22 protein-coding genes are annotated in these 25232 nt (G+C 48.1%); 7 read left to right on the forward strand and 15 right to left on the reverse strand.

The window, feature by feature from the left end; translation table 11 throughout:
• Nucleotides 1-11: 11 nt before the first annotated feature.
• The gene (hinT, locus tag VFA_RS09390) at nt 12-362 is read right to left on the reverse strand and encodes a purine nucleoside phosphoramidase (protein WP_004726467.1); all 351 of its coding nucleotides are present in this window, start codon (nt 360-362) and stop codon (nt 12-14) included.
• Nucleotides 363-638: 276 nt separating this feature from the next.
• On the opposite strand from hinT, the gene VFA_RS09395 reads away from it, so the two are divergent.
• On the forward strand, nt 639-2630 hold the full coding sequence (locus VFA_RS09395) for a methyl-accepting chemotaxis protein (RefSeq protein ID WP_004726468.1): 1992 nt from the start codon (nt 639-641) through the stop codon (nt 2628-2630).
• A 178-nt stretch (nt 2631-2808) separates the two neighbouring features.
• Nucleotides 2809-3969, forward strand: a complete 1161-nt coding sequence (locus VFA_RS09400; RefSeq protein WP_004726469.1) for a DUF1887 family protein — start codon at nt 2809-2811, stop codon at nt 3967-3969.
• A gap of 51 nt (nt 3970-4020) precedes the next feature.
• On the opposite strand, the gene fadR is transcribed toward VFA_RS09400, so the two are convergent.
• The gene (gene fadR, locus VFA_RS09405; protein ID WP_004726470.1) at nt 4021-4860 is read right to left on the reverse strand and encodes a fatty acid metabolism transcriptional regulator FadR; all 840 of its coding nucleotides are present in this window, start codon (nt 4858-4860) and stop codon (nt 4021-4023) included.
• A 667-nt stretch (nt 4861-5527) separates the two neighbouring features.
• Between fadR and nhaB the strand changes: the two genes are divergently transcribed.
• Both nhaB and dsbB read left to right on the forward strand, forming a co-directional pair.
• Nucleotides 5528-7120 (forward strand): Na(+)/H(+) antiporter NhaB, encoded by a 1593-nt coding sequence (gene nhaB, locus VFA_RS09410; protein ID WP_004726471.1) that lies wholly within the window; start codon nt 5528-5530, stop codon nt 7118-7120.
• 86 nt (nt 7121-7206) lie between these two features.
• The gene (dsbB, locus tag VFA_RS09415; protein WP_004726472.1) at nt 7207-7731 is read left to right on the forward strand and encodes a disulfide bond formation protein DsbB; all 525 of its coding nucleotides are present in this window, start codon (nt 7207-7209) and stop codon (nt 7729-7731) included.
• A 125-nt stretch (nt 7732-7856) separates the two neighbouring features.
• On the opposite strand, the gene VFA_RS09420 is transcribed toward dsbB, so the two are convergent.
• Nucleotides 7857-10763: a DNA translocase FtsK gene (locus VFA_RS09420; RefSeq protein WP_004726473.1), complete on the reverse strand. Its 2907-nt coding sequence runs from the start codon at nt 10761-10763 to the stop codon at nt 7857-7859.
• Between the two features lie 183 nt (nt 10764-10946).
• Complete coding sequence (gene lrp, locus VFA_RS09425; protein WP_004726475.1) at nt 10947-11441, reverse strand: leucine-responsive transcriptional regulator Lrp; 495 nt, start codon at nt 11439-11441, stop codon at nt 10947-10949.
• Nucleotides 11442-11596: 155 nt separating this feature from the next.
• On the opposite strand from lrp, the gene ald reads away from it, so the two are divergent.
• On the forward strand, nt 11597-12721 hold the full coding sequence (gene ald / locus VFA_RS09430; RefSeq protein WP_004726477.1) for an alanine dehydrogenase: 1125 nt from the start codon (nt 11597-11599) through the stop codon (nt 12719-12721).
• Nucleotides 12722-12759: 38 nt separating this feature from the next.
• On the opposite strand, the gene VFA_RS09435 is transcribed toward ald, so the two are convergent.
• Both VFA_RS09435 and cysB read right to left on the reverse strand, forming a co-directional pair.
• Nucleotides 12760-13950: a methyltransferase gene (locus tag VFA_RS09435; RefSeq protein ID WP_004726480.1), complete on the reverse strand. Its 1191-nt coding sequence runs from the start codon at nt 13948-13950 to the stop codon at nt 12760-12762.
• 60 nt (nt 13951-14010) lie between these two features.
• A complete protein-coding gene (cysB, locus tag VFA_RS09440) occupies nt 14011-14985 on the reverse strand; it encodes an HTH-type transcriptional regulator CysB (RefSeq protein WP_004726481.1) in 975 nt (324 codons plus the stop codon).
• A 294-nt stretch (nt 14986-15279) separates the two neighbouring features.
• On the opposite strand from cysB, the gene VFA_RS09445 reads away from it, so the two are divergent.
• The gene (locus VFA_RS09445; RefSeq protein ID WP_004726483.1) at nt 15280-16044 is read left to right on the forward strand and encodes a hypothetical protein; all 765 of its coding nucleotides are present in this window, start codon (nt 15280-15282) and stop codon (nt 16042-16044) included.
• 71 nt (nt 16045-16115) lie between these two features.
• Nucleotides 16116-16898: a tRNA isopentenyl-2-thiomethyl-A-37 hydroxylase MiaE gene (miaE, locus tag VFA_RS09450; RefSeq protein ID WP_004726484.1), complete on the forward strand. Its 783-nt coding sequence runs from the start codon at nt 16116-16118 to the stop codon at nt 16896-16898.
• Between the two features lie 56 nt (nt 16899-16954).
• Here the strand turns inward: miaE and pyrF are convergent, their stop codons facing one another.
• From pyrF to VFA_RS09495, 9 genes are all read right to left on the reverse strand, one after another.
• Complete coding sequence (pyrF, locus tag VFA_RS09455) at nt 16955-17650, reverse strand: orotidine-5'-phosphate decarboxylase (protein ID WP_004726486.1); 696 nt, start codon at nt 17648-17650, stop codon at nt 16955-16957.
• Between the two features lie 89 nt (nt 17651-17739).
• Nucleotides 17740-18909, reverse strand: coding sequence for a lipopolysaccharide assembly protein LapB (gene lapB / locus VFA_RS09460; protein ID WP_004726488.1), 1170 nt, complete (start codon nt 18907-18909; stop codon nt 17740-17742).
• Between the two features lie 12 nt (nt 18910-18921).
• Complete coding sequence (locus VFA_RS09465) at nt 18922-19206, reverse strand: LapA family protein (RefSeq protein ID WP_004726490.1); 285 nt, start codon at nt 19204-19206, stop codon at nt 18922-18924.
• 138 nt (nt 19207-19344) lie between these two features.
• The gene (gene ihfB, locus VFA_RS09470; RefSeq protein WP_004726491.1) at nt 19345-19629 is read right to left on the reverse strand and encodes an integration host factor subunit beta; all 285 of its coding nucleotides are present in this window, start codon (nt 19627-19629) and stop codon (nt 19345-19347) included.
• 231 nt (nt 19630-19860) lie between these two features.
• A complete protein-coding gene (gene rpsA / locus VFA_RS09475; protein ID WP_004726493.1) occupies nt 19861-21531 on the reverse strand; it encodes a 30S ribosomal protein S1 in 1671 nt (556 codons plus the stop codon).
• A gap of 104 nt (nt 21532-21635) precedes the next feature.
• Complete coding sequence (gene cmk, locus VFA_RS09480; protein WP_038151335.1) at nt 21636-22316, reverse strand: (d)CMP kinase; 681 nt, start codon at nt 22314-22316, stop codon at nt 21636-21638.
• Between the two features lie 181 nt (nt 22317-22497).
• A complete protein-coding gene (locus VFA_RS09485) occupies nt 22498-22794 on the reverse strand; it encodes a ComEA family DNA-binding protein (protein WP_004726497.1) in 297 nt (98 codons plus the stop codon).
• Nucleotides 22795-22932: 138 nt separating this feature from the next.
• Nucleotides 22933-24792 (reverse strand): peptidylprolyl isomerase, encoded by a 1860-nt coding sequence (ppiD, locus tag VFA_RS09490; RefSeq protein ID WP_004726500.1) that lies wholly within the window; start codon nt 24790-24792, stop codon nt 22933-22935.
• Between the two features lie 153 nt (nt 24793-24945).
• On the reverse strand, nt 24946-25218 hold the full coding sequence (locus VFA_RS09495; protein ID WP_004726502.1) for an HU family DNA-binding protein: 273 nt from the start codon (nt 25216-25218) through the stop codon (nt 24946-24948).
• Between the last annotated feature and the right edge of the window lie 14 nt (nt 25219-25232).

Here is a 25232-nt window from a genome sequence, read left to right on the forward strand (position 1 = left end):
TGTGTTAGAAATTAACTCATTAATAGCGGGCCAAGCGGACGGCCGCCGACGAGGTGCATGTGAATGTGGTACACTTCTTGGCCGCCATGCGAGTTGCAGTTCACCAACAAACGGTATCCATCTTCTGCAATGCCTTCCTGCTCAGCGATTTTCTTCGCCACAGTAAACATACGACCCAACGCCAATTCATCTGCTTCTTCAACATCGTTCACGGTAGGGATCAACTTGTTCGGAATGATCAAGACATGACTTGGCGCACGAGGATTGATGTCACGAAATGCGGTGACTAAGTCATCTTGATACAGAATATCAGCAGAGATTTCTTTACGGATAATTTTGCTAAAAATGGTTTCTTCAGACATGAAGGGCTCCATCAGACGTGTTTTGAAATATCGTAGTTTGAGTGAGTATGCGACAAGGCGTATGAAAGCTCAATAAAAAACACTGTTCACTTAACAGAAACCCACTTTGGCCACCCACAAAAAAATAGTTTTGCCGTATACGTCATAAAATGTGCTTCTCGTGCTCCATACAATAATGATTCTTTTGTTAATTTTTTACGAAAATTTTGTCACCATTATTTTTATATTTGTCATTACTATTCTTATAAAAGAACGATTGTATCAAGGGAGAGAACTATGCAAGGTTCTGTAATCAGGCGCATGTACGCCGGCTTTGCGCTGATCATCATTATGTTTGTCGTCACTGTGGCAACCATGATGCAAGGCATGAGCCAGATCCATTCCAATTTCGAAGGCGTCTCCAACACCGCCTTACCACTCGTCTCACTATCCAACAAAACCAGCGTTCAACTGCTTTCCGCAGACAAATCATTTAAGGACTTTTTGACCACGCAGAACCGTGAACGCATGACCGTCACCCGCAATGAATTTGCCCAAGCCAAGGACGATTTCAGTGCGGTGTTAAACGAACTGGCCAAAGCCAGCACCAGCCATTCCGATTTACAAGAGCGTATCGAGGCGCTCAAGCAACTGGAAGCTCGCTACTTTGATGAAGCCAACGAAGCCATGAACAACTATCAAGCGATGTTCTCGGCGCAAGATCAGGTGCAAAAATCAACCCGTGAATTCCAGCGTTTGCACTCTGAGCTAAGTGTTGGCATGAAAGAGTACGTCGACGATCAAAGCAGCATCTCGGTCAAAGTCATGGCCAAGAGCTACTTCATTAAATTGAAAGATGCCGAAGTGATCACGTCCGATGCACTGGCAAGCTCGGATATGGACTTCGTTGAAAAAGCAGTGTTGAAAAACAAAAAAGCGGTGACGCATCTGAACTACGCTTACCGCGGCCTGACAACGCAATTGCCGGCACTGAAAAAAGTGTTTGATGAATCGGTCGAAAAATTCACGCAAGACATTGGCCAGAAAGGCGGCGTACTCGATCAGCACAACGAGTACCTTAAAGCCCGCAACGCTCTGTACGACAACATCGCCAACCTCGCCGCGGAAGTCGACAATGCGATGACGATTTTGGACTCGTTCAACCAAACCGCCACCCAAGATTTGGATAACTCGCTGGCGGAAGCTGGCAATGTGTATCAGCAAGGGGTTTATAAAGCCATTGGCATTAGCTTGGTGGTGGTCTTGCTTGCGGCGGGGATCGGGTACCACATCGCCCATAGTGTTCGTTCACCACTCAAGTCGATCTTAACGACCTTAGAAAGCCTGACACAAGGTGACATGACGCAGCGCATTCAGATTACACATCAAAACGAGTTTTCCCGCCTCAGCGGCCACATCAATTCTCTGGCGGATAACCTGCACGACATCCTACGCCAGCTCAATCAAGCATCCGATGATTTGACGGACACCGCGAATCAGAACCAATCGACCTCGCAAGGCGCGCAATCCCAACTGAGTACGCAACGCGAGCAAACCGCCAGCGTGGCCACCGCCATGACGGAGATGGCGCACTCGGTGCAGGAAGTTGCGCACAGCGCGCAAAACTCACTGGAAATGGTTCAACAGGTGGAAAGTGCGTCTGAATCCGGTCGCCAGATCATGAGCAACAACATCAGCACCATTAACCAATTGGAAACTCGCCTCAATGACTCTGTGGATGCAGTCAGCCAGTTGCGCCGAATGAGCAGCCAAATTGGATCGATTTTGGATGTGATTCGTAACATCGCTGAACAAACCAACCTGTTGGCCCTCAATGCGGCCATCGAAGCAGCGCGTGCCGGTGAACAAGGGCGTGGCTTTGCCGTGGTCGCCGATGAAGTGCGCGTGTTGGCGCAGCGGACCACGGAGTCAACATCTGAAATCGAAACCATGATCAGCAACCTGCAAACCAGCTCCAGCTCGGCCAGCAAAGTGATTGAAAGCTGTATGCAGGACATGGAACAGTCGGTTGAACAAGCGTCGCAAGCCAACAGTGCCATGGAAGAGATTCAAGCGTTGATCATTGAGATCAGTCAGATGAGTACGCACATTTCTCAAGCCGCAGCTGAACAAAGTGAAACCACCACCGCCATTGCGCAAAGCATTGAAGACATTAACCTGATTGCCGACAAGAGCTATCAAGCGATGAGCGAAATTGCACAAACCAGCAGTAACCTGACACAACTGGCGAACCAGCAAAGTCATTTGGTTCACCGATTTAAACTCTAACAGAGATTCGTCTCACACCGCCTGCTGTGTTAGCGCGGTGTCAAATATTGACCTTGGGCGACTTTTATTCGGAGTCGCCCTTGTTTTTTGTGCGCTGCGTCGTTATATGAGTAATACGGCTTGCAACACAACTTCTCCAAACATCTCAATTTTTGCAAGCCAAACATGAGGATAACGTATGGCCGTTCATGTTGGCATCATTGACCAGGATCCGGTTCGCTTGGTCACTCCACTACTGGATAACCGAACCATCAGTCGCCACATTGTGTTCATTGGCGACAGCTCGCAAGAAACGATGTACACCCGTTTGCACACGGTACTCAATGAGCGTGATATTACCTCTGAATTTTTCGAAATTCCTTCCGGCTCGAACATTGCCGACATCAAAGCCTCAATCCGCGAACTCGCAGAAGATCTGAAGCAACGCAACATGGACGTCAAACTCAACGCAAGTTGTGGTCTTCGTCACCGTTTGTTGTCGGTCTATGAAGTTTTTCGGACGTACCATTGGCCTATTTTTGTCGTCGAGCCAAACAGCGATCGTTTATGCTGGCTCTATCCTGATGGCAATAAAGACACGCAAGTGCAAGACCGCATCACCATTTCCGATTATCTCACCATCTTTGGCGCACGCGGCGAGTTCAACCAACAAAGCCTGCCACCACAACTCGATCAAAAATTGTATGAATTGGGTGAACGTTGGGCGAGTAACGCGTTGGAACTTGGCCCAGGCCTTGCCACACTGAACTACTTGGCGACCACTTGCCGCAAAGAGCAGCGACTGGACGTTGAATTGTCAGACAAACAACAAGGCTACCGTGAACTCAACTTGCTACTGAGCGATTTGGTGGAAGCGAACATCGCCACCTATGACAAAGGCATTTTGACCTTCGCGAATGAAGATGCAAGACGCTTCTCAAACGGTGAATGGCTTGAAACGCTGGTGCACAGCACCGTACGTCAGATCCAAGACGATATGCCCACCATTCAAGACCGTTCGCTGAACGTGCAAGTGTATCGCCAGTTGGGCGATCGCGAAGTGCGCAACGAACTTGACGTGGCCACCGTGGTGAACAACAAACTGCACATCATTGAATGTAAAACCAAAGGCATGCGAGATGACGGCGATGACACGCTGTATAAGCTGGAGTCCTTGCGTGATTTACTGGGTGGCCTTCAAGCGCGTGCCATGCTCGTCAGCTTCCGTCCACTGCGCCACAACGACATCACTCGCGCAGAAGACCTTGGACTGGCCTTGATTGGCCCTGATGAGCTCAAAGATTTGAAAACGCATCTGAAAAACTGGTTTGCCGCTGCCGGTGGTAGCGAAGAAATCTAACCCATGAAAAAAGCCCGCTAAGCGGGCTTTTTAGTATTCGGCGGTAACGATTTAGCAATCGTCTTCAGTGAAGTTCGAAGGCAACGTCGTTTTCATCTGGTTCCAGATGTGCGCACTGGCAATACCATATTGGCGAATGACTGCCGGAATTTGTTCACGGTCGCCGGTAGAACAGATGTCCAACAACTCACGATAAAACTTCATCGCGAGTTGGCGCGCTTCTGGGTTGGAGAAGTAGTAGCTTCCCACGCGATCGTACAGCTTTCTCAGACCATTAAAGATCAAACCATAGATTTGGTTACCAGAATGGAACGCCAAACGTTGGAATAGCATGTAATCGTAGAAATTGAAGGTTTTAGCCAACAACAACTGCTGACGCTTCGCTTCGTCTTTCTCACCATCATCTTTCACGTGTTGCACAATTTTCTCAGCGTATGGCGATGACGCAATAAATTCATCCCAAGACGTCGCTTCCATCAGTGATTCACACGATTCAATCACGTTCGAAATAGTGCGTTCGCTGTTCTCTTTGTTCACCTTAAATGCATAACGCATAAAGATAGGACTGATGTTGGTACGCGCAGCCAAAAGATCCTCAACAATGCTGGTTGCATTTTCTGCATCCAACGTCATCAACGTATCCAAAATATGTAAACCGGAGGTTTCCATAAACTGGTTCACTTTCGTTGGCTTACCATGTTGAATGGTTAACCACCCATCACGTGCTAAGCGTTGTAAGACTTCGCGAAGCGTTGTACGTGTTACACCAATCAGTTCGGAGAGCTCTCGTTCGGCAGGGAGAATGGAGCCTGGTGGAAAACGGCCATTCCAAATGCTTTCAATAATGTATTTTTCTGCAAAACCTGCTGGACTTTTTGCCTTGATGACCATTAAGTACTTTTCCAGTTTTCTATTTTTTTGGGTCGAATGGTACTCATCATACCACTAGTTTTCATTCAGCGGAAACAAACCATTGGTAAACTGGTAACAACCACTCAATTAGAGTTTTAGCTCTATATGAAATTTATTTCTTTGTATTAAGGCTGTTTTATTGTGAAATAAACGTTTCAATATGTTTCAAAGTATTTCAAAATAAATATTCCAGCCATAATAAAACCCAAGATAAAGAGAGATTGCTCACATTATTATTTTGATAAATTTCAAACTTAACTTACCAGAAAGTCATATTTTTCATCGTTAAACTTTCCTTTACTGACAATGTCATTCCCTATCACCTTCCAAATGAATTTTTTATAAGTTTTATGGTATGCTGGCGCCACTTTGATCGCGTTTCTTCACGAAAAACCGGTGAGTGGTTTGTCAATTGATGCTTCGTTATTGACTAAATCACGTCTCACTGTATTGTTGCGGTCAAAGCACGGAGTGCTTGTTTTTCTCAGGGAGTGACTCAGTAAATCGGTCGGATAACATCCACTTGTTGATTTTCTAAGTCATTGTTGGAAAAGATTTTTGTATAGACGTCCGTCTAATTTCTTGAATTAGATCCAAAACGGGCACATAACTTAGTCTATTAATAACTAAAGTAAGAGTAATCACCATGCCGATGTCGCTAGGAAGCGCATTTATCAAAAACTTCTTAGGTAAAGCGCCAGATTGGTACAAAGTTGCCATTATTGCCTTCCTTATTATCAACCCGATTGTGTTCTTTTTTATTAATCCGTTTGTCGCTGGATGGCTATTAGTCGTTGAATTTATTTTCACGTTGGCTATGGCATTAAAATGTTACCCGCTACAACCTGGTGGTTTATTAGCAATTGAAGCAATCGCAATTGGAATGACTAGTCCTGCGCAAGTTAAGCATGAATTAGTCGCCAACATTGAAGTGTTATTACTGCTGGTTTTTATGGTGGCAGGCATCTACTTCATGAAGCATCTGCTGCTATTTATTTTTACCAAAATTTTACTTGGCATCCGCTCAAAAGCGCTGCTTTCCGTAGCGTTTTGTGTCGCAGCAGCCTTTCTTTCCGCTTTTTTGGATGCATTGACGGTCATCGCGGTCATCATTAGCGTTGCAGTTGGCTTTTACTCGATTTACCACAAAGTTGCCTCAGGACAGTCGTTTCACTCTGCGCACGACCACACGCAGGATGAGCATATTCCTGAACTCACACGTGATGACTTAGAGAACTACCGCGCCTTCTTGCGCTCACTGTTAATGCATGCCGGTGTGGGGACAGCACTTGGTGGGGTGACCACCATGGTGGGTGAACCACAAAACCTGATCATTGCAGACCAAGCAGGCTGGTTCTTTGGTGAATTCTTGATCCGCATGGCGCCGGTGACCCTGCCCGTATTCCTGTGCGGTATCGTCACCTGTGTGTTGGTCGAGAAGTTTAAAGTCTTCGGTTATGGCGCTCGTCTGCCAGCCAACGTACGTCAGATTCTGATCGACTTTGATACCGAAGAACGCAAAACCCGAACCAACCAAGACGTTGCAAAGCTGTGGATTCAAGGCGCCATCGCGGTCTGGTTGATTGTCGGCTTGGCGATGCATTTGGCCGCTGTTGGTCTGATTGGTTTGTCGGTCATTATTCTTGCGACCGCCTTTACCGGGGTGATTGAAGAGCATTCAATGGGCAAAGCGTTTGAAGAAGCGCTACCGTTTACAGCCCTACTGGCCGTCTTTTTCTCGATTGTTGCGGTGATCATCGACCAAGAGCTGTTTAAGCCCATCATTGATGCGGTATTGCACATTGAAGATAGCGAAACGCAGCTTGCCTTGTTCTACATTGCCAATGGCGTGCTGTCGATGGTTTCGGATAACGTCTTTGTCGGCACCGTTTACATCAACGAAGTCAAAACGGCCATGATGGAAGGCATCATCACACGCGATCAGTTCGACCTACTGGCCGTGGCGATTAACACCGGCACCAACCTTCCTTCGGTCGCGACACCGAACGGTCAAGCGGCCTTCTTATTCCTGCTGACGTCGGCGCTGGCGCCACTGATTCGTTTGTCATACGGTCGCATGGTTGTGATGGCTCTGCCATACACCGTGGTTCTGACACTGGTTGGCTTGGCGGGCATCGTATTTTTTGTTGACCCAATGACCAGCTATTTCTACGACATGGGGTGGATCACACACCACAGTGTACCCGCGATGGGAACGGTCGTGTCTGGCGGTCACTAAAAATGTGTTGAACCGGAAACTTTTCCGAGATAAAAAGCTCTGAGTTATCAGAGCTTTTTTTATGTTGAACCACTAAGGATTGTTACGTGAACTTTCTATCCGGCCTTAACTCTTTTTCTCGATCTCGTCTTTCTTGGGCCTTGCTTCTGGCTTTCGTGGTGTTCTTTGAAGCCTGTGCCTTGTTCTTTCAGCACGTCATGATGCTGGCGCCCTGCGTCATGTGTATCTATGAACGCATTGCGATGCTGGGCATCGGCGGAGCCGCCGTACTGGGCTTGATTGCGCCACACAACCCACTGTTTCGTTGGCTTGGACTGGCCGCATGGGCTGGCAGCGCTTATAAAGGCTTAACGCTGGCAATGCAGCATGTCGAGTACCAATTTCATCCGTCTCCATTTGCAACGTGTGACCTGTTTGTCATGCTTCCCAGTTGGGCGCCATTGAACCAGTGGTTCCCTTGGATGTTTGAAGCGTATGGTGATTGCAGTAAAGTGGTGTGGCAGTTTTTGAATTTGTCCATGCCCCAATGGTTGGTGGTGATTTTTGCCGCCAACTTGATTGCTCTGGCAGTCATTGTGATTGCGCAGTTTGTTCATGCGAAACGTGCATAAGTCTCGAGCATTCCATCACCCGACCTCAACGTGTCAACTTGATTGAGGCCGGTACAAACCTTATTTAGGACAGTACAACGGTTAGAAAAAAGGCGCCTGATGGCGCCTTTTCTTTGGATGTCAGATTAATCTCTTACCGGAGCGGGCGCGAGCACCTCACGGTTACCGTTGTGTCCAGGGGCGCTGACAATGCCCTGAGCTTCGAGCTGCTCCACAATGCGAGCGGCACGGTTATAACCAATCTTAAAGCGGCGTTGGACACCAGAAACCGAACCACGGCGGCTTTCAACCACATGCTCCACCACTTGGTCAAACAGTGGATCCATCTCTTCATCACTTTCCATCTTCTCTCCCGGCAACAAAGCATCTGGGCCTTGATCACCGTTGGTGATTTCTGTGATGTAATTCGGTTTACCGCGCGCTTTCCAGTTGTTCACCACCGCATGCACGTCATCATCGGATGCAAATGCACCGTGAACGCGAATGGTATGACTGGAGCCCGGTGGCAGATACAACATATCCCCCATGCCCAGCAGCGATTCAGCGCCGCCTTGGTCAAGGATGGTGCGTGAATCCGTTTTGGTTGACACCGTAAACGCGACACGCGTTGGAATGTTCGCCTTGATCAGGCCGGTAATCACATCAACGGATGGGCGTTGTGTCGCCAGAATCAGGTGAATCCCCGCAGCACGCGCTTTTTGCGCCAAACGCGCAATCAGCTCTTCGACTTTCTTACCGACCACCATCATCAGGTCAGCGAATTCATCGACCACCACCACGATATAAGGCAGTTTTTCCAACAGCGGTGGTTCAGGATCCATACTGTCCCCTTCTTGCCACAATGGGTCATGAATGGGGTGCCCAGCTTCTGCGGCCATTTTTAGCTTGTCGTTGAAGCCTTTGATATTCCGTACACCCAAGACGGACATCAATTTGTAGCGACGTTCCATCTCGCCCACACACCAACGCAGGGCATTCGAGGCATCTTTCATGTCCGTCACGACTTCAGACAATAAGTGAGGAATGCCTTCGTATACCGAAAGCTCCAACATTTTCGGGTCAATCATGATGAATCGAACATCTTCCGGCGTCGACTTGTACAACATACTCAGAATCATCACGTTCACGCCCACGGATTTACCTGAACCCGTAGTACCCGCCACCAACACGTGCGGCATTTTCGACAAATCAGCCACCACGGCGTCGCCCGCAATGTCCTGCCCCAACACCACGGTGGTCGGTGATTTCGATTCTTTAAACTGCGTGCTGCTGATGACATCAGACAAGTAAACCGTCTGGCGACTCATGTTTGGCAGTTCCAGGCCCACATAAGGTTTACCCGGAATCACTTCAACCACACGCACGGCCATCGCAGACAGAGAACGCGCCAAGTCCATCGACAAGCTAGAAATACGGCTCACTTTAACGCCCGGCGCCAAATCAAGTTCAAAACGCGTAATGACAGGCCCAGGGAAGATATCCACCACCTGTGCCTGAATCTTGTAATCGGCCAATTTAGATTCAACCAAACGAGCGATCTGCTCTAACGCATCACGGTCAATGAAGTTTTCACGTTTTTCAGGATGGTACAGCAGCTCCAGTGTGGGCATCGGCTCTGCCGGTTTGGGCAGGTTCACATTTTGCTGCACCAAGAACGGGTTCTGTTTCGCAGCCATATTCGCTTGCGCTTCCGACACCAAATTCTGGAATGCAGCCACATCCTGATCGCTGTCACCCTCATCATCTTCGTCTGCGTCATCGACAGGTTCAACAGAATAGTGTGGCGCATCGTCTATCGCCTCACTCACCGCCGCAGGCACATTCAAGGCAGGCTCTTCTTCCTCATCCAGAATGTCGAAATTGGAAATCGTCGGCTCAATGTGTGAGTGATCGTCTTCCACGTCATCAATGGTCTGTGTCAACACCACTGGATCCACTCGCGGTGGCAGAGGTTCGGAAATCGATGGTTCAGGTTCAAACACCGGTGTTTGCGGTACTTGTGGCGATTCTTCCCATGGTAGCGCATCAGCGAAGTCATCTTCTTCTCGCGCGACCATTTCTAACTCTTCAATGGTTGCACCAAGCTGGCGACTTCTCGAATGCTCAAGGTCATCGTCATCTTCTTCCGTGTAAGTGTACAGGGGTGCGGTGTTGACCACTGGCTCTGGCTCAACCTGTGGTGGCGTCGTGTGAATCGGCTCTTGGCGCTCTGGGATGTGAATGTTAAAGCGACGCTCTTCAGGCTCAATAGCGGCCTCAAACGCAGGTTGAGGCGCAATCGGTTCCATATCAACCGACGAGTTCAGCACCGGCTCACTCTCTTGCGAAACCTTCGGCTCAGCAACCACAGGGGTCACCAATTGCGGCGCGACAACTTCCTCTTTTTCACCACGCAGGCGATTGATCAGCCAATGGAAGCCACGGATACTGTTTTCACCGAGGCGCTCCACCATGCTCAGCCAAGAGATCCCCGTCAACAGCGTGAAACCAGCGCCCCACAAAAACAGCAGCACTAAGGTGGTTCCCAAGACGTTCAGCGTCGGCAAAGCCAAGCTAGTGAGGACATCCCCAACCACACCACCGGATGAAAAGTACCAAATATCATCGAAGTTGATGTCGGCTAAACCGCAGCTTGTTAGCAGCAGTACCACCAAACCCAGTAGACGAGTCCCCCACAACATGAGGTCAATCGACTCATCTTCATCACGATGACGCAGCAGGATCCACGCAGTTGCGGTCAAGATGATCGGCAAAGGATAAGCCAGCGACCCAAACACAAAAAACAGCGTGTCGGCCACCCAAGCGCCAACAATACCGCCTGCATTTTGAATATCAGATCCCCAAGCCGTTTGCGACCAAGACGGATCGGCGGGATTGAAGGTGAGTAAAGCGACTGCCAGTAGAATGGATGCAAGCACAGCCAGAATAAGACCGCACTCACGGAGACGTTGAGCACCATTCAAACGAGGAGACTGAGGCTCTTCACTCGTTTTGATAATGGTTTCGACTTTATTGTTGTTCTCTTTGAACATAAACCAACTTGATTATGATTATGGCCAATGTGACTCACACTATACGCACATTGGTGGGGTGAAAACAGTCCGAGCGGCAAAAGCCGCTCGGTTTGTTCGAAGATTTAACCATATCAAGGTCAAAAACCCAATTAGCGAAAGTCAGAATGTGGAAAGAAGTACCACTATTCTGACAGATTCTAATTAACGTGTTTTGATCACTAGCTGGTTGGTCTGCTTCACTTCTTCCATTACCACGTAAGTTCGAGTGTCATTCACGCCTGGCAGGCGCAGTAATGTATCACCGAGTAGTTTACGATAGGCACCCATGTCGGATACGCGAGTTTTGAGAAGATAGTCGAAATCACCTGATACCAGATGACATTCTTGGATATCATCCAGTTTCTGAACCGCGGTATTAAACTGTTCAAACACATCAGGAGCACCACGGTTAAGCGTGATTTCCACAAACACCAAAAGCGAAGCGTCAAGATATTGCGGGTTCAACAACGCGGTATACCCCGTGATATAACCCTGACGTTCTAATCGACGAACACGTTCCAAACATGGGGTTGGAGAGAGTCCCACACGCTTAGACAATTCTACGTTCGAAATACGACCGTCTTTCTGCAACTCATTCAAAATGTTGCGGTCGATACGGTCTAAATCCTTGGACGGCCTTTTATAGTTGTCTGCCATTTTTTATTCCACCTTATTACTTCCTTGCAAAAAAATATACTACAACTTTTTAATATTCAGTATCAAATTACTTATTACACTAACTATACTAGCCATAAATTCGATACAAAAACCCTACAATAGTCAATACAACCACACAAACATAAGGAGTCAGGATGATCATTGGCGTACCAAAGGAAATCAAAAACCACGAATACCGTGTGGGTATGATTCCAGCAAGCGTGAGAGAGCTTGCCTCACATGGGCACCAAGTCTTTGTTGAAACAAATGCCGGTGCCGGCATCGGCTTTTCAGACGATGATTACATCGCTGTAGGCGCATCCATTCTTCCTACTGCTGCAGACGTATTTGCGAAAGCAGACATGATTGTAAAGGTTAAGGAACCTCAAGCTGTCGAACGAGCTATGCTCCGAGAGGGGCAAATTTTATTTACGTATTTACACCTCGCTCCAGATTTTCCACAAACTGAAGAGCTAATCAAGAGCAAAGCTGTCTGCATAGCCTATGAGACTGTAACAGATAATATGGGTCGCTTGCCACTATTAGCACCAATGTCTGAAGTCGCGGGCCGAATGTCGATTCAAGCCGGCGCCCTAACACTGGAAAAATCGCATGGTGGCAGTGGCTTATTACTCGGTGGCGTTCCCGGTGTCGCACCAGCAAAAGTGGCGATCATCGGTGGTGGCATGGTGGGAGCCAATGCCGCTCGCATGGCGATTGGCTTACGTGCCGATGTCACCATTCTTGATCGTAACATTGATACGCTGCGCAGACTGGATGAAGAATTCCAAGGTCGTGCCAACGTGGTGTATTCCACCGAAGATGCGATTGAACACTACGTGTTGGATGCCGATTTAGTGATTGGCGCCGTATTAATCCCAGGCGCGGCTGCGCCGAAATTGGTCACCAAAGCGCACATTTGTCGCATGAAACCCGGTTCTGCAGTCGTGGATGTGGCGATTGACCAAGGAGGCTGTTTTGAAACCTCGCACGCCACCACACATGCCGACCCGACATATATCGTCGACGATGTGGTGCATTACTGTGTTGCCAATATGCCCGGCGCGGTGGCTCGAACTTCAACCTTTGCACTCAACAACGCGACCTTGCCTTACATTGTTAAATTGGCAAATAAAGGTTATCAAGCCGCGTTAACATCCGATCCCGGCTTTATGAAAGGACTGAATGTCATTCACGGCAAAGTAACATGTAAAGAAGTCGCCGAGAATTTCAATTTGGCGTATGTCGATCCGGCCGAAGCCATCGCGATGTTCAACTAAATCAGACCGCGTGCAATAGCCGGGCGAATGCCCGGTTATCATGCCTGCCAAGCGTGGATGAGTATATTTCTTGGCGTCACTGCTCGTTCACAAAACTCCGACACTTCAACCTGATAGCCCCGCTCTTGCAAATACATGGCTTTATCCAATACCAGCCACATTTCGATCAGACGCAGAAACCCCAATTGCACTAAGCTGAGTCGCTCCATTTCCCAAAAACGTTGCTCGCCTTGGTATTGATAATGGGCAAAATCGACCGTCGGCAACGCGATTCCTTTGTGTTGCGCAGCCCAATGGCAGAATGCTGTAAATCCATCACTCAATTGCGATTTTTTAATACTTGGCACGGGTTGATAGGCGGTAATGCCCAATTCCGCTTTCAGCAATGCATCAAAGCCGAGCCGATAGCTCATCTCTTCAAATCGGTGCCGCCGCACACGCTCACCGCCCGTGACCGTTTCTTGTAATGGAATTCTCAACTCTTGGCGAGTCAACGACAGAGAAGACGTTTGCGCGAGCTGCGATAAGCATTGATAGTGCGACGACTGGGTGAGATGGTAACAGCAGGGAGAAAAGCTGATCGCTTGCAATGACGCATCGGTCGCGTACTGCATCAAACGCACATGCAAGTCGCCGCACGCATGCAGTGCTACTGCATGCTGCTGCGCAGAAAAACACGCTCGGCTTTGTTCATCAAACGCATCTCCCTGCACAAAGCGCATCGGTAAATGCAACGCGTCGGCGTCTTGCTGCCCTCGTTCACATAGCTCGGTTTGATATTCAAAACTGGTGACGTGTTGCCTGGTTTTACTCGCCAACACGCGCCCTAAATAACCTTTGCCCGAGCACCACTCCAACCACGCCTGCCCGCGATGCAAGCTCACGACCGCACCACCGAGTCGGCGAATCTGCTCCAACTTTCGCCCCGGGATCCCGCTTTCAATCGCGCTCGTCTGGCAATCCATCAAAGGGGCTGGCGGTAATTGAATACGCTGCCACGTTTCTGCCAAACCGTCGACCAAAGGCGACAGACTCGCTAACAACTCAGATGGAGAGTTTTTTAGCTGCTCGATCGTTGGCTCGTCTAAACCATGCAGCCACTGCTCAAGTAAAGGATAGGCCTGAGCCCAAGGCGCACAGGCTTGCGCGCTTGCATGAAACGACTCAAACCGCCACAACGGCTGCGTGTGAGTCAGAAAGTGATCCAGATGTAGAAAAAGTTCGCGCATGCGGCCCCCGAGTTGAAGACGCTATTGTAGAGCCAACACGAGGAAGATCAATGCGACAAATCAGCGCACCGGCAACTCGATATCGCGAAACATTTCTTCAATTTCATGGTTAGATTTCAACGAGATCGCGCGTTCAACCACCGGACGCGTTAAGTGCGGCGCAAAACGTTCCATGAAATCATACATATAAGTGCGCAGGAATGTCCCCCGACGAAAACCAATGCTGGTTGTGCTGGCCCCAAAGATATGACTGGCATTGATGGCCACCAGATCGCTGTCTTGAATTGCATCCATCGCCATGCTGGCAATCAAGCCGACCCCAATCCCCATGCGAACATACGTCTTAATCACGTCAGCGTCCGTGGCGGTAAAGACCACGCGCGGCGTCAACCCCACTTGGTGAAACGCAGCGTCCAATTCTGAACGGCCAGAAAAACCAAAGACGTAAGTCACCAATGGGTAATTCGCCAGCTCTTCAACACTGATGTGATCTTTCTTTGCTAAGGGGTGATCTTTCGGCACCACAATGGCTCGGTTCCAGTGATAACACGGCAGCATAATCGCGTCGTGATAGAGATGCAGCGCTTCAGTGGCGATGGCAAAGCTCGCCGATCCTTTGGCAATCGATTCTGACATCTGAGCCGGCGTCCCTTGATGCATGTGCAAAGAGACTTTCGGATAACGCGCCGTGAAACCTTTGATCACCTCGGGTAGCGCGTATCGCGCCTGCGTGTGCGTGGTTGAGATATTCAGCATCCCCATTTCAGGATGCGTATGTTCCCCCGCGACCGACTTGATGCTTTCGACCCGCGACAAAATCTCAGTTGCAATGCGAACAATGTCTTCGCCAGCTTGCGTCACCTGCGTTAAGTGCTTCCCACTGCGTTCAAATATCTGAATGCCCAGTTCATCTTCCAGCAAACGAACCTGCTTACTGATGCCGGGTTGTGAGGTATAAAGACTTTCAGCGGTGGCAGAGACGTTTAAGTTGTGATTGACCACTTCAACGATGTATTTCAGCTGCTGCAACTTCATAATTGACCTGTGTATCCTTACGGAGTGCTACATCACGTGTTTATAGTTTATAATTATTAGTTATAACGCGTCGAGAACATAATTCAAAGCACAACCCCGAAATTGTTTTTGAATGTATTCACCTTTTTGCGTATTGAACAAAAAATTGCCACCGAGCACCCAAACTCAGCATTCTGTTGCAGTTTTTTGGTGGTAAAACAGGAATAATGAAAATTATAAAATAGTAGGTGTAGTGAAAAGTTAGGATAGTGTATCCTTCATCATTAGGCCTTGGGAAATGTAGACACGGATTATATGAATATCGGTTTAATTATCGCTCTGATTGCCATTCTGCTGGTTTTGATTCTGGGTTATAACATTATGCTCCAGTATAAAGTCAAAGTAGAAACCGCTAAGAAGCAGGAATCTTCGCGTTACCTGACGATTATTGATGCCACTGAAGATCTGATTGGCAATGCGCATCACATGCCCTTTAGTAAAGATCTCTTGGTGTGTCTGAACAATCGCATTTTGGACGCGCTACAAAGCATGTACGAGCTGGATCCGAAGAACAAGCAGTTGGCGCAGCGTATCGAAAATATGGCCGCGCAAATCAAAAACCTGCAAGACAACCATCCGGGTAATGAAAGCACCACGTTTAAAGTTCCAAGCAGTGATAAACAAGCGATCGTGATGTTGAAGTTGGTGAAGCGCCTACGCGATACCATTCGCAGTGAGCACAACAAAGGCCGCTTTGATACGCAAGCCTACGTCACAGAAAATGCGCGCTTAGAAACCATTCAAATTCGCATCAACATCGAAAACGTCATTAAGCGTTCAAATGATGCCATTGTGCGTGGCCAACCGGGCACCGCCGTGCAGCTTCTGCGCAAAGGGCTGGAAGTGTTAAGCACCAAAAATGACACCTACTCCAACCAAGCACGAGAAAAGCTACAAGGCATGTACGATGAATTACAGCAACGTCGTCAATCCAAAAGTGCGGCAGAACTGCAACAAATCGAAGAGAAAGAGCGTAATAGCGATATGGAAGCGCTCTTTGGTGAAAAGAAAAAATGGTAATATACTCGCACTAAGAGTACCGATTCATTGAAACAAAGGTCGCCAATGCGGCCTTTTTTATTAATAAGATCATGACGAATACCCCAGCAATTCAACAACTTCTAGAACCGATTAACCAGTTCTTGCACTGCGAAACACCGGACGCGTGGATCGAAGAAGCACGCCAGCCACACAACTTACCAACGTTGCTGTTGGATCACCTACTGTGCGAGCTCAAGGCTGGCCAATCCGCCATGTACCTGATCCGCAAATATGCCGTGGATAAAGAGAGTCAACACTCGCTGTTGGAATGGTTTAAACCCTACGAAGATTTTGCGTATCGCAACACGGGGTCCATTGAAACGCTGAAAGGCAAAAGCCAGATTTCTAAAGCGATCATGGCGAAGTCTGCATCCCCTTACAGCCAAGACTTAATCGACAAGATGGTGTTGTTGATCAAAGAGGAGTTGCATCACTTCTATCAAGTGTTGGAAATCATGGACAGCCGTGGCATCGCTTATGAATCGATTCCTGCCAGCCGTTATGCTAAAGGCTTGCTGTCACACATGAAAACTCATGAGCCACAAACCTTGATCGACAAACTGATCATCGGCGCTTACATCGAAGCCCGTTCTTGTGAACGCTTTGCGCGTCTCGCACCTCATCTTGATGACGACATCGCCAAATTTTATGTGTCCTTATTACGCTCTGAAGCGCGCCACTATCAAGACTATTTGGCCTTAGCGGAGCAAATTGCCGGTTGTGATATCAGCGTACGCATTGCCTACTTTGGCCAACTCGAAGCGAGTTTAATCCTGTCAGACGATGAGGATTTCAAATTCCACAGCGGTGTTCCTACTCACCGAACCGAATAGAAAAAGGTCAGCATGTGCTGACCTTTTTGATTATGACGGTCTGGAACGTCCAAACGTTATAGCAATGATGCGTTAATCGCCGCCAGCACCTTGGCAGGCTCCGCAGCTTGCGTGATTGGGCGGCCAATTACCAAATAGTCGGAACCAGCCTGAATCGCCTCATACGGCGTCATAATGCGGCGTTGGTCGCCGACATCAGAACCAGCAGGACGAATCCCTGGCGTCACCAGCTTAAACGCCTGCCCGAGCGACTGTTTGAGCATGGCCGCTTCCTGCGCCGAACACACCACGCCATCCAAACCTGAGTTTTTGGTCAAGGTAGCCAGTCGCATCACTTGTTGTTGCGGCGCTACATCTAGGCCAATACCAGCCAGATCAGGCTGTTCCATGCTGGTCAGCACCGTCACACCGATCAGTAACGGGCGATCATTGCCATAAGGCTCAAGGATTTCACGAGATGCAGCCATCATGCGTTCACCACCACTGGCATGCACGTTCACCATCCAAACGCCAAGCTCTGCAGCTGCGCGAACAGCTTTAGAACAGGTGTTCGGAATGTCGTGGAACTTGAGGTCAAGAAAAACGGAAAACCCGCGTTTGTGCAGCTCGCGTACAAACTCTGGACCAAACAAGGTAAACATCTCTTTGCCCACTTTCAATCGACAGCTTGCAGGATCGATTTTATCGACAAATGCCAGCGCATCCGCTTGATTGTCATAATCCAGTGCCACGATCACTTTTTGGTCGTTCATTTCTACTCCTAAGATACGCGTTGAGCCTAAAAAAATGCAGCCTCTACAGCTGCATGTCTTATCAAACCGGCGGTTAGCCAATTCTTTGATTATTCTCCGTCCAAACCACGAATCGGTTTGATCGAGCCCCATCCTTTACAAGATGGACAATGCCAATACAGGGAATGGGTGGAAAACCCACATCGACGACAACGATAGTGTGGTTTTGCTTTCAACTGCTCACCCACGAGCTTTTGCAGCGTCGACAAACTGGCCTTTGCCCGTCCCTCTTCCGCTTCAGCAATATGGTAGTCAATCAGGCGATAGAAGCCTTTCATGGTCGGGTTCTTCACCAACTGGCGAGTCAGTAATTCTTGCGCCGATGCCACCCCTTCATGCTGTGCCACCAATTGAGCCAGCATCAGCTCAGCCGATACACCAGCTTTATCGGAGATACATTGGCGAAGAAACTGCACCAACTCCTGCTCTTGTCCAAGATGGTGGTAACACTCCGCCAACGTTGGCAGCACTTCGCCGATAAAGTCGATGTCTTGATCCAATACCATTTCCATGTATTGAATCGTTTTTTTGTAGTCTTCGCTTTCTAGGTACAACTTACCCAATGAAATGCTGGCACGAACGCACTTCGGGTCTTCCTGAAGTGCCTTCTTAAAAAGTTGGATCGCTTTGTTATCGTGGCCGTCGGCTTTTTCTTGCATCGCCAATTCACACCAGAAGTGGGCAATGCTCGCTTTCATGCGTTTACGGCCCATTTTGACCAATGCATGGGCGCAATCAATGGCTTTATGCCACTCACGAGTTTGCTGATAAATTGCAGTCAATTGTTGCAGAGCCGATTCGCGGTGCTCAGGTTCATCGACCAATTGTTCGAAAATGCGTTCAGCGCGATCGAGGAAACCGGAGACCATGTAGTCTTTCGCCAACTGTTGCAGCGCTAAGTTTTTCTGTTCGATGGTTAAACCCGAACGAGAGATCAGGTTTTGGTGGATACGAATTGCGCGGTCAACCTCGCCGCGAGAGCGAAACAGGTTGCCCAATGCCAAGTGGGTATCGATGGTCTCGTTATCCACTTGCAATAGTTCAATGAAGTGATCAACCGCTTTGTCTGATTGATCAGACAAAAGCAAGTTCAACCCCGTCACGTACTGACGGGAGATCTGATGGGAATGTTTCTGCTTGTCTTGCTGGGCACTACGATTACCCATATACCACCCGTAAGCGGCGGCGATTGGCAATAACAAGAAGAGAATTTCTAACATCTAAAAACGACCTTACCCGATATTCGCTTTTTGCTCTGACACATCGTGAGACGACGTTTGTTTTTTCAGTTTTCGGTTCAGCTTGCGAATCTCAAGTTTGGATTTTAGGTGCATACTACCAAAAATGATCCAAGCGATCAGAAAGCCGATCACAAAGACCGATCCGAGCAGCGTTGACAGATGGAATTCACCCTGCGCCAACAGATAATTGAACGTCACGATCTCCTGATTTTGAGATCCTAACGCCAACGCGATCAGAAAGAGAGCAAGTAACACCACGATTTTTATTATTTTCATAATCTATTACCTATTCACGAATTGGCTACCTGATTATGCAGGAAAACCGCCCGACAAACCATGGCTATCGAGCACACACCCGCAAAAAAGCGGCACGCTAAATCAGCATGCCGCTTTATCCAAGAATCTTTACGTAAATCAGATATTTTCGTTTACACGTTCACGGAGTTCTTTGCCTGGTTTGAAGTGTGGAACGAATTTACCTTCCAACTCTACTTTCTCACCAGTTTTCGGGTTGCGCCCGACTCTTGGCTCACGATAGTGCAGGGAAAAACTGCCGAATCCACGAATTTCGATACGGTCTCCTGCCTCTAGGGTGTTTGCCATGTGCTCAAGAATATCTTTTACCGCGTCTTCGATCTCTTTTGCAGACAAATGTGTTTGCTCAGCACAGAGTCTTTCAATCAATTCAGACTTAGTCATAGTTTCCCTCATCGAGTTTTTATCCTGATTATAGTCAGTAATATCAATTCCAACAAACACTTGCTTAATATTGTAGAAAATTTCTACGGCTTAGCTAAATCTTTTTTTTTGCTTACAAGATTTATTTTACTTGGCAGTTCGAAATTACAAGTCAGAGGAAAGATAAGAGAGGTGTTGAATGAAACATAAAAAAAGGAGCCTCACGGCTCCTTTTTAATTAGCGATACGGAATTATTCGCCTTTAGCAGCTTTGAAAGCGTCTGCCATTGCGTTACCGAATGCAGCGTCATCTTGTTTGTTGATAGATGCCATTGCTTCTTGCTCTTCAGCTTCGTCTTTCGCTTTGATAGACAGGTTGATTACGCGGTTTTTACGGTCAACGCCAGTAAATTTCGCTTCAACTTTGTCGCCAACGCTCAGGATTAGAGAAGCGTCTTCTACGCGGTCACGAGAAACTTCAGAAGCGCGGATGTAACCTTCAACGCCATCTTCTAGCTCGATAGTTGCGCCTTTCGCGTCAACTGCAGTTACAGTACCGTTTACTAGAACGCCTTTCTTGTTGTCTGCAACGTAAGCATTGAATGGGTCATTTTCCATTTGCTTAACGCCTAGAGAAATACGCTCACGCTCTGCGTCTACTGCTAGAACTACTGCAGAGATCTCGTCGCCTTTTTTGTACTCACGTACAGCTTCTTCGCCTGGAACGTTCCAAGAGATGTCAGACAGGTGAACAAGACCATCGATGCCGCCTTCTAGACCGATGAAGATACCGAAGTCAGTGATTGACTTGATCTTACCAGTAACTTTGTCGCCTTTAGCTTGCGCTTCAGCGAATGACTGCCATGGGTTAGCTTTACACTGTTTCAGGCCTAGAGAGATACGACGACGTTCTTCGTCGATATCAAGAACCATAACCTCAACTTCGTCGCCAACATTAACAACTTTAGATGGGTGGATGTTCTTGTTAGTCCAATCCATTTCTGAAACGTGTACCAGACCTTCAACGCCTTCTTCGATTTCAACGAAGCAGCCGTAATCAGTCAGGTTAGTTACACGACCAGTCAGTTTGTGACCTTCTGGGTAACGTTTAGCGATTGCTACCCATGGATCTTCGCCAAGCTGTTTCAGACCTAGTGATACGCGAGTGCGGTCACGGTCGAACTTAAGAACTTTAACTAGGATCTCGTCACCAACGTTCACGATCTCAGATGGGTGTTTAACACGTTTCCACGCCATATCAGTGATGTGCAGAAGACCGTCAACACCGCCAAGATCAACGAATGCACCGTAGTCAGTAAGGTTCTTAACGATACCTTTAACTTCAGTACCTTCTTGTAGAGTCTCAAGAAGTTCGTCACGCTCAACGCTGCTTTCTGATTCGATAACAGCACGACGAGAAACAACAACGTTGTTACGTTTCTGGTCTAGCTTGATTACTTTGAACTCTAGCTCTTTGTTTTCTAGGTGAGCTGTGTCACGGATAGGACGTACGTCAACCAGTGAACCAGGTAGGAACGCACGGATGCCGTTCAGTTCAACAGTGAAACCGCCTTTAACTTTACCGTTGATGATACCAACAACAGTCTCAGCTTCTTCGTAAGCTTTCTCAAGAACGATCCAAGCTTCGTGACGTTTCGCTTTCTCACGAGAAAGTTGAGTTTCACCGAAACCGTCTTCTACAGCGTCTAGAGCTACGTCAACTTCTGAACCAACTTCAACTTCAAGTTCGCCAGCAGCGTTCTTGAACTGTTCAGCAGGGATAGCAGACTCAGACTTAAGACCAGCATCAACAAGAACGTAACCGTTCTCGATCGCTACTACAGTACCTTTAACGATAGTACCTTGTTGGAATTCAGTCTCGTTTAGAAACTCTTCAAAGAGTTGAGCAAAAGATTCAGTCATTTAATTAATCTTCAATAAGTAAACGTCCACGGGTGTCCTACCACATGGGGTTATTAAATTCGCCAGTCATCTTCCTTGCGACCGACGCTCTTAACTGACGTGGTTTATTCCGCCAGCTTCGATTCGATATATTGTAGTGCTTTTACCACCACTTCGTCGATAGACATTTCAGTGGAATCCAGCAACAGCGCATCCTCAGCAGGGCGTAGTGGCGCCACTGGGCGGTTACGATCGCGATCGTCACGCTCTTGGATTTCGCTCAAAAGGGCGTCAAATTTAACATCAAGCCCCTTGAGTTGCAACTGCTTGAAACGACGACGGGCGCGTTCCTCCGCACTTGCATCGAGGAAAATTTTGGCTTCAGCCTGAGGGAAGACCACGGTTCCCATATCACGGCCATCGGCAACCAAGCCTTTGCCGTCGGCAAATGCGCGTTGTCTGCGCAGCAGCGCTTCACGAACACGGGGTAGAGCAGCCACTTTCGACGCAGCCATGCCGGTTTCTTCTTTGCGCAGCTCTTTCGAGACATCTTCGCCTTCCAGAATGACTTTCACCAAGTCACCCTCAGCGATGAACTGAACATCCAGATGCGTCGCTAGCGGCACAAGTGCGTCTTCGGATTCGGTGTCGACACCATGATGAATTGCAGCAAGCGCAAGCACACGGTAGATGGCTCCAGAATCTAAAAGATGAAAACCGAGTTTGTTAGCCAACAGCATGCAAAGTGTGCCTTTACCCGCTCCGCTTGGTCCATCAACGGTAATCACCGGTGTATGAGAGGACATGTTTTACTCCACTTTATTTTTGTTCGCGACTGACGTTGTCTGCGATTTACCGGCGGCAAATTATAAAGGGATTCGAGGTCAGGCGCTAGGATGGATGTAAAAAAGGACGCATTTTTAAGCAAAAACTACGTAAGAAAAACTCAGATCGAAGACCTGAGTTTTTGACGGTGATAACGGCAACTTATAACAGAATGCGGTCGTCATTTTTGGCCACTATCGAAGGGCCGATACCTTTTACCTGAGTCAATTCCTGTTTGGATTGAAAAGCGCCATTCGCTTCACGGTACTCGACGATGGCCTGTGCTTTTTTCAATCCAATGCCTTTGAGTAAGGTTGCCAACTCTTCGGCAGGGGCGGTGTTGATGTTGACCGTAATTTCAATTTCATCACTCACCTGCGCGCTATCAGCGGCCATCGCATGCGTGACGGGCCAGCAAATCGCCAGCAGAAAGGCCAGCCAATATGTGTTGAACTTCATCTCATGTGCTCCTTGCAAATCATCAGAGCAGCGATGATAGAGCAAGCGCTTTCATTCAGCACAGAGGGTTTAAACAGAAATGAAATGGGCTGCAAACGCAGCCCATTTTGTCAAACATATCAATTACACTCAGAGCAATTACTGGCTCACAGCGTAATATTTGATATCCGCATTTTGGCGCAATACGCTGAGCACACCCGCCAGATCTTGTTGAACGCCCATTCGTGCCAATTGCGCACCAATCTGCTCGTTGTATTGTGGATTCACTTTCGCTTCCACTTTATCCAACTCAACCACCACGATGTTGCCATCAAAGTCTTTCGCCTGCGCGTAAGTCACGGCACCATCAGCAGGTTTAGCCATCGCATACACCGTACCAGCCAGTGGAGAACTGCGGTCGATCATGTTCAGTTCACCGAACGCCAGTTGATGTTGTTCAAGTAATGACAGATCACCTTTTTTCAGACCATCCACCAATTGATTTGCCAACGCCAAAGCTTGTTGTTCACCTTTCAATTTCGACAGCTGCGCAACCACTTGGTCTTTCACTTCGTTCAGTGGCAATACCATTTCAGGACGAGACTCTTCAACACGAACCACAACCACGTGTTCAGGCGCCACTTCAATGGCTTCGGAGTTAAGGCCGTCTTCTTTCACTTCTGGTGACTGAATCGCTTTCAATACATCTGCGTTGTTAAGCGCTTTCGGTAGCTGCTGTTCAGAGACGAAGTCCGTGCTGACGATATGCGCAGAAATCGCTTTGGCTGCATCGTCCAGCGAATCTGGAGATTCAAACGCCACTTTTTCTAGTTCGGTCTGTAGCTCATAGAACTTGTCGATCGCCTGTTGGTCTTTTAGCTCAGATTTGATGTCTGCTGCAACCTCTGCATACGGCTTCGCAACGGGCGCTTTCACATCGTCTAGTTTGATGATGTGGTACCCGAAATCTGATTTGACCAAACCACTCACGTCACCCGCTTTCTTGAGTGCAAACGCTGCGCTTTCAAACGCAGGATCCATGGTGTCATGCTCAATCCAACCTAATGAGCCGCCCTCTTCTGCACTGCCGATGTCTTGCGATTTTTCTTTCGCGAGTGTTGCGAAGTCTGCACCTGCATTCAACTCATCAAGAATGGCTTGCGCGGCTTTCTCATCATCACCCTGAATCAGGATGTGGCTCACTTGACGTTGCTCTGCTGATGAGTACTTGTCCATGTGGCTTTCGTAGTACTGCTTGGCTTGCTCATCACTAATGGTGATCGCGTTCTTCAGCTGTTCAGCCGACAATTCGATGTAAGACAGTTTGACCTGTTCTGGACGCGTGTAACGTTCAGAATTTTGTTTGTAGTACTGCTCGATTTCGTCATCGCTCAGTTCAATACTTTTTGCAAACTCTGCCGGTGACAGCGTGATGGTGCGAATGTCACGCGTTTGTGTGATCAATTCACCTTGCGCTTCCACTTCACCTTTCAGTGTAAATTCGCTGCCTTGCAATGCAGACAGAAGCTGGTTACGCACGAGGTCACGACGCATGTATTCAGCGAACGAGTCAGGTGAGAAGCCAGCACGGCGTAATGCAGATTGATAGATCTCTTGATCAAATTTGCCATCGGTTTGGAACTGCGGCATATCCAGAATCATTTGGCGAATTTGGGTATCGCTCACACGTAGACCCAGCGCTTGCGCGTGTTGGTCCAGTAGCAAATCGTTGATCATGCGATCCAGTACAGATTTACGGAAAGATGCGACGTATTCAGGATCTGCCAATAAATTAGAGAAGTAATCGCCCAGTTGCGATTGCATGCGATTGCGTTCGTTCTGGTAGGCTTGTTCGAATTCACCACGGCCAATTTCTGTGCCGCCGACTTTGGCTGCTGCGTTATTGCTGCCGCTGATCAGGTAGTTACCTACCCCTGCGAAGATAAAAGAAAGGATGATTAGTCCTAGGATAATTTTTACCGCGATGCTGTTCACGCCTTCGCGTAATCGATCCATCATAGTTTTACTGCTCTCCGGGTTTGAAGTGACACACTTCAGCCAAAATTGAATAGCGCGATAATATCAGAAAAAGAAATGCGCATCAGTATGATGCGCATAATTTCAAAAGGTTCGAATTAATTTTGCCTCAAAGCGGCAAAACCATAATTCTAATTAGTTGCAAGCGTCTTTAAGTGCTTTGCCTGCTTTGAACGCAGGAACTTTAGCTTCTGCGATTTGGATTTCTTCACCAGTCTTCGGGTTACGACCTGTGCGAGCAGCGCGAGTACGGACTGCAAATGTACCAAAGCCAACAAGAGCCACCTGATCGCCAGATTGAAGCGTGTCGCTTACGGCTTCAATGAATGCATCAAGTGCACGGCCAGCTGAAGCTTTAGAGATGTCAGCGTTCGCTGCGATTTGTTCTACTAATTGTGTTTTATTCACTGTGAATTCCCCTT

It is taken from the genome of Vibrio furnissii CIP 102972 (assembly GCF_000176175.1).
GTDB classification, from domain to species: domain Bacteria; phylum Pseudomonadota; class Gammaproteobacteria; order Enterobacterales; family Vibrionaceae; genus Vibrio; species Vibrio furnissii.